The sequence below is a fragment of the Glutamicibacter sp. AGC84 genome, from assembly GCF_053543575.1.
Genome location: NZ_JBLVOC010000010.1, coordinates 22,487 through 27,427 on the forward strand (window position 1 = coordinate 22,487; position 4,941 = coordinate 27,427).

The window sequence follows — 4,941 nt, forward strand, 5'->3', positions numbered from 1 at the left end:
AGGCATCGCCCACCGCCCATTTGCGTGCGAAGGCTAGTTGATGATCTCGGCTGTTGGGTCATCGGCGATCCTTGCGATGCGTTCACGCCAGCTTTGCAAGGCTTCGGGCGACAGCCGGGTCCAATCGTGGACTTCACGGATCACCCGTACAGGATGCGCACTGCGGTAGGAACGCGTGGGATTGCCCGAGAATTTCTTGTCGGTGACATTCGGGTCATCTTCATACGCCCCGGTCGGTTCCACTTCATAGACATGGGCGGTCCCCTCCAGGGCCGCAATTTCGGCGGCCAACCCCGCGCCATCGGCAAGTGCGGTGAAGTAGATGTGGTTCATGATGATTTCGGGACGATAGTTCGAGGGAAAACCGGGGGACAGCAGATCCCCGGGGTGCAGCGCGGCTTTGGTGCCGTGGAAAAATGGTCCCTGGTCAAGATCCTGGCTCATGCGCCATGAGCCTAGCCGAAGCGCCGGCACAGCGGAAGAGCAGTGCGAGTCCTGTCCGGATGCCCACCGGGCCTTGCGGGATCCACGAACCGGTGCACGTATATTGGAGGTGAACCGGCCAACACCATTGGAGATCCCGCGTGCCCATTTTGAACAAAGACATGTCCCTTTGCATTTCGCTCTCCGGGCGACCATCGAACATCGGGACACGTTTCCACAATTACCTGTATGACGAACTCGGCCTGGACTTCATCTACAAGGCCTTCTCCACCGACGACCTGCCAGGAGCTATTGCCGGGGTGCGCGCCCTGGGGATTCGCGGTTGCTCGGTCTCCATGCCGTTCAAGGAAGAAGTCATGGAACTGGTGGACGAGATCGAGCCTTCGGCCAAAGCAATCGACTCGGTCAACACCATCGTGAATAACGGGGGTCGGCTCGTTGCATCGAATACCGATTTCGAAGCCATCGCCGCCCTCATTGCACGCCATGGACTGGATGTTCGCAGCAGCGTTCTGGTGCGCGGTTCTGGCGGCATGGCCAAGGCAGTGGTCGCCGCCTTCCGCGAGGCCGGATTCAGCGACTTGACGGTGCTGGCGCGCAATGAAGGTTCCGGACAACCCCTGGCCGATAAATACGGATACCGCTTTACCACCGTCGACCCCGCCCCAGGACACCAGATTCTCGTGAACGTCACTCCGCTGGGCATGGACGGCGCTCAAGCCGAAACGCTGTCATTCACAGCCGGGCATCTTGCGTCGGCCCAGAGCATCTTCGACGTCGTGGCATTCCCCAGCGAAACACCGTTGATCCGCGCCGCCCGTGACGCTGGCAAACAGGTCATCACCGGCGCCGAGGTCATCGCCTTGCAGGCCGCGGCGCAATTCGAGAAGTACACCGGCCAGGCGCTCACCGAGGATCAGGTGCTGCGAGCGTCAGAGTTTTCGCGGCAATAAGCGCAATCAGACGGTTCCGCGCCCTTTCGAGCAACGGTATGAGCAATAACAAGAAAAATTCGACGCAACTCGAATAAAATCAATCGAACCAGCTGAGCAGAATAAGAAGTAACAGAGGGGTTGGCCAGTTTGCGCGGCAAAATATCGACGCTCAAGGAAATGGAATATGACAACTATTCGACATGGAAGCGCCATGCACCATGGATTGTTCGGGTAGCTGTTGCCGTAATTCTCTTCTTCGCCAGCGCGATTCTTTTGCTCAATGCGTTTGCACTGACCAATAAAATTGAGAATACCGCACTAGCCGGATTGGCTTTCGGATCGCTCTTAATTTTCTGTGTCGGGCTCTTCTTCCTGCTGACATCGTTCGGAAAGATGCGGCTTGCTTGGCGAGCATTCTGCCGTTCCAAGGGACGCTACTCGAAGGCGGAACAAGTGATCGTCAACGAAAGGGCGGAACTTGCCCGTGCACAGGTCGCAGCCGCTCAGTTGGCGGGTGACCTTTACGACGGAACTTGGCGGTCGCAAAGCCCGCCATGGGACGTTGTCCTAGGCCAGAACGAGCAGGCAATCTGTGCCGCCAACGCCAACTATGCCCGTTTCTACGGTTCTGATGTCACCTTCACGCAGAGTTCGGGCTTCTTGATGGGAAATCCAACCCTGGTCGCTGTTGGCGTTCTGGCTATGGCGTTGGGAAACAAAGCCCGCCGTACTCAGGCTGAAGCTTTGGCGAAAGAGCAATGGCGTGAGCAACAGGAAGTGCTTGCTGTAGTAACGAACCACCGAGTGATCTGCCGACGCCAAGACGGAACCTGGTTGAGTTTCTACTTCAGCGGAGCCACCAGCATGGATATCGACAGCACAACCGGCACGATGATCGTGCAATTCCCGGACACTCAACCACTGATGCTTGGTGGTACCGGCGGTTTGTTTGCTGCTGTTGCCGCGGTCTGGGCCCTACGTGGTCAACAAGGATTGGAAAGGCACCCCGGACTTGCCTACCTGCGTTCTCTGCAACAGAGCCAGATCGCCTAAACAGTAGACAAGCACCAAGGGCCCGGCACTTTCGTGCCGGGCCCTGTTGCTGGTGAGCTGCTAACCGCGCAGCACGACCTCGACTTCTTCCATCTGCTGGCCGGCAGGGTACTGGCCATTGAACAGCTTCGAACCTGCCTCGGTGAGCACCGCCGAGAAGCGGGTCTTGACCAGGCCGAAAGCGTTCGAAACGCTGGTTTCGGTGAGCTCGGCAATGGCAACGCGTTCGCCGGCTTCGTCGATCGTGAGGCTGATGTTCTCGTCATGGTTCACGATGCGCGGTTCAAAGAGATCCAGCTTCATCATGCCGCCGTGCCCGGAGAAGGACACGCGCCCGTTGAACCAGATTTCGTTTTCCGGTACCTCTGCAGCGGGGGAGACGGGGAACGCCAACGCGTTGCCTGCCTGCCATACCCCGTTGGCAGCTTCAATGCGTCCGTCGGCGAGGGAAGAAATATAGCTCACGAACGAGGTTTTCAGACCCCACTCAAGATGCGGCTGGAACGGATCGCCTGCTGGCGCACCACTTCCGGTCATTGTCTTTTCCCTCCACAGGATATCGGCGTGAAAATATGCTGTGGCCAGTATTTCATACTGGAGTTGGATCATGGCGACAGTTCTCTGCCAGCTAATCCAGCGTCATCTTCGGTTCAACTAGTGGACGGTAGGCAGACTGCATTGAGATCTGGGCATCCACGTAGCTGGTGCCGTCGGCAAAGGCGATATCTGCTGTTGCCCACGACCCGTTCCAGTACTTGATCTCCAACGCGGTCGGCGAATATTCCTTCTGGACGTTCGCCTCGAGGTTGCTCATCGCGGTGTTGTAGCCGGTGATGCCCATGACCAGGCAGATGGCCGTTGCCACCACAGCAATACCGGCAGAAATGAACTCGGTGCGGATGGATGCGCGTCGCGCATAAGTCTGCTCCCCGTCACGCAGGCGCGTGAAGCCCTTGCGGCGGATCAGGGCGTGGATGATCAAGGGCAACCCGATCAGCAAGAAGATCACAGAAGCCGCCAGCGACACGAGAGGAAGGCTGAAGTCCACCGGTAGATACTCATCCATGTATTTACCCTACCCATGTCAGCGGATGACTTCTAGGGTTAAATCGCCTTGCCCGGGTTCAAGATGCCCTGTGGATCGAACACCGCGCGCACCCGTCGCTGCAACGCAAGCGAGGTTTCGCCCAGCTCCTGGGCCAGCCAATCCTGCTTGAGCAAACCGATGCCGTGCTCGCCGGTGAGCGTGCCGCCCAGGGACTTGGCGAGGTGGAACATGTCTCCCAGCGCGGCCTTCGGTGCGCCGCTGGTGATGGATTGGCCTTCAGGCACCACGATGATCGGATGCAGGTTGCCATCGGCGGCATGGGCGATAGTGAAGATCGATACTCCGCGTTCATCCTCGATGCGCTGCAGGCCGGCGAAGGCTTCGGCCAAGCGATTGCGCGGCACGCCGATATCGCAGATCGAGGCGGTGCCCAGCAGCTCCATGCTCGGGATCGCCTGGCGCCGGGCTTCGATCAGCGCCTCGGCCTGCTCCTGGTCCGTGGCGATCTCGATGTGCGCGGCCAGCGGGGCGATCGCATCCTGCAGGGCCTGCATTTCCAGCTGCGCGCCGTAGCCGTCGGTCTGCGCGAGCAGCAACGCGCCGCCGCGTGATCCATGGCCGGTTCCGAGCGCCGCATCCACTGCCTTCAGGGTCTTGCCGCACATCAGCTCCAGCACCGAGGGGGCCAGCCGTTCGGCGATCACCGCCGAGGCGGCCTTTGCCGCGGTATCCTCATCGGGGAAGTAGGCGACCAAGGTGGAGGTGTGCTTGGGCTTCGGGCGCAGGCGCAGCAGTGCTTCAACCACAATGCCCAAGGTGCCTTCCGAACCGATCATCAGCGCATTCATGTCATAGCCGGCCACGCCCTTGATGGTCCGCCGTCCGGTACGCAGCAGCTGCCCGTCGGGCAGCACCACCAGCAAGCTGAGCACCGACTCGCGGGTCACCCCGTACTTGGCGCACCACATGCCGCCGGCGTTGGTGGCGATATTGCCGCCGATCGAGCAGATCGCGGTACTGGCAGGATCCGGGGCGTAGAACAGCCCGTGCTCGCCGGCGGCCTGGTTCACCGCCGCATTGAGCACGCCGGGCTGCACCACCGCGGTGGCTTCCACCGGATCGATTTCCAGGATCTTGTCCATCCGGGACAAGTCGAGCACGATCTGCCCGGCCTCGGCGCTGGCTCCTGCCGCCAGCCCGGTGCCGGCCCCGCGCGGGACGATCGTGGCGCCATGCTTGCGGGCCAACTGCATCGCCAGCACCACATCATCGATGTCCTGCGCGAAGATCACCCCGTCGGCAAAGGTCGGGGGCACATAGCCGGAGCGGTCCACGCTGGCCTGCTTGCGGTCCTGCTCATCGAGCGAGGCCCGGGGATGGGCGCATAGCACTGGACTGGTCGCCACGGTAGTCATCTCGATCTCCTTTGAATGCAGATCTGGCAGGACAGCTGAGCTGTCC

At 60.4% G+C, this 4,941-nt stretch carries 6 protein-coding genes; 2 read left to right on the forward strand and 4 right to left on the reverse strand.

All coding sequences use genetic code 11. From position 1 onward, the window contains the following. Positions 1-33: 33 nt before the first annotated feature. Positions 34-444 carry an NAD(+)--rifampin ADP-ribosyltransferase gene (arr, locus tag ACNPN0_RS06745; RefSeq protein WP_388025187.1) on the reverse strand — a complete coding sequence of 137 codons (411 nt, stop codon included), beginning with the start codon at positions 442-444 and terminating at the stop codon, positions 34-36. 140 nt (positions 445-584) lie between these two features. Here arr and ACNPN0_RS06750 point away from each other — a divergent pair, with 140 nt between their 5' ends. Then, positions 585-1,397 (forward strand): shikimate 5-dehydrogenase, encoded by an 813-nt coding sequence (locus ACNPN0_RS06750; protein WP_388025185.1) that lies wholly within the window; start codon positions 585-587, stop codon positions 1,395-1,397. Between the two features lie 120 nt (positions 1,398-1,517). Then, positions 1,518-2,432 carry a hypothetical protein gene (locus ACNPN0_RS06755; RefSeq protein WP_388025183.1) on the forward strand — a complete coding sequence of 305 codons (915 nt, stop codon included), beginning with the start codon at positions 1,518-1,520 and terminating at the stop codon, positions 2,430-2,432. Between the two features lie 60 nt (positions 2,433-2,492). Here ACNPN0_RS06755 and ACNPN0_RS06760 read toward each other — a convergent pair whose 3' ends face one another. The 3 genes from ACNPN0_RS06760 to ACNPN0_RS06770 are packed head-to-tail and all read right to left on the reverse strand — an operon-like array spanning position 2,493 to position 4,895. Then, on the reverse strand, positions 2,493-3,041 hold the full coding sequence (locus tag ACNPN0_RS06760; protein ID WP_105657053.1) for an HtaA domain-containing protein: 549 nt from the start codon (positions 3,039-3,041) through the stop codon (positions 2,493-2,495). Positions 3,042-3,060: 19 nt separating this feature from the next. Next, on the reverse strand, positions 3,061-3,498 hold the full coding sequence (locus tag ACNPN0_RS06765; RefSeq protein WP_388025181.1) for a hypothetical protein: 438 nt from the start codon (positions 3,496-3,498) through the stop codon (positions 3,061-3,063). A 38-nt stretch (positions 3,499-3,536) separates the two neighbouring features. Beyond that, positions 3,537-4,895 (reverse strand): FAD-binding oxidoreductase, encoded by a 1,359-nt coding sequence (locus ACNPN0_RS06770; protein ID WP_448937267.1) that lies wholly within the window; start codon positions 4,893-4,895, stop codon positions 3,537-3,539. Positions 4,896-4,941 lie beyond the last annotated feature (46 nt).

Bases quoted from the DNA above. Each gene is read 5' to 3' on its own strand.
- arr (WP_388025187.1), bottom strand. From the start codon at position 444: ATGAGCCAGGATCTTGACCAGGGACCATTTTTCCACGGCACCAAAGCC.
- ACNPN0_RS06760 (WP_105657053.1), bottom strand. From the start codon at position 3,041: ATGATCCAACTCCAGTATGAAATACTGGCCACAGCATATTTTCACGCC.
- ACNPN0_RS06765 (WP_388025181.1), bottom strand. From the start codon at position 3,498: ATGGATGAGTATCTACCGGTGGACTTCAGCCTTCCTCTCGTGTCGCTG.
- ACNPN0_RS06770 (WP_448937267.1), bottom strand. From the start codon at position 4,895: ATGACTACCGTGGCGACCAGTCCAGTGCTATGCGCCCATCCCCGGGCC.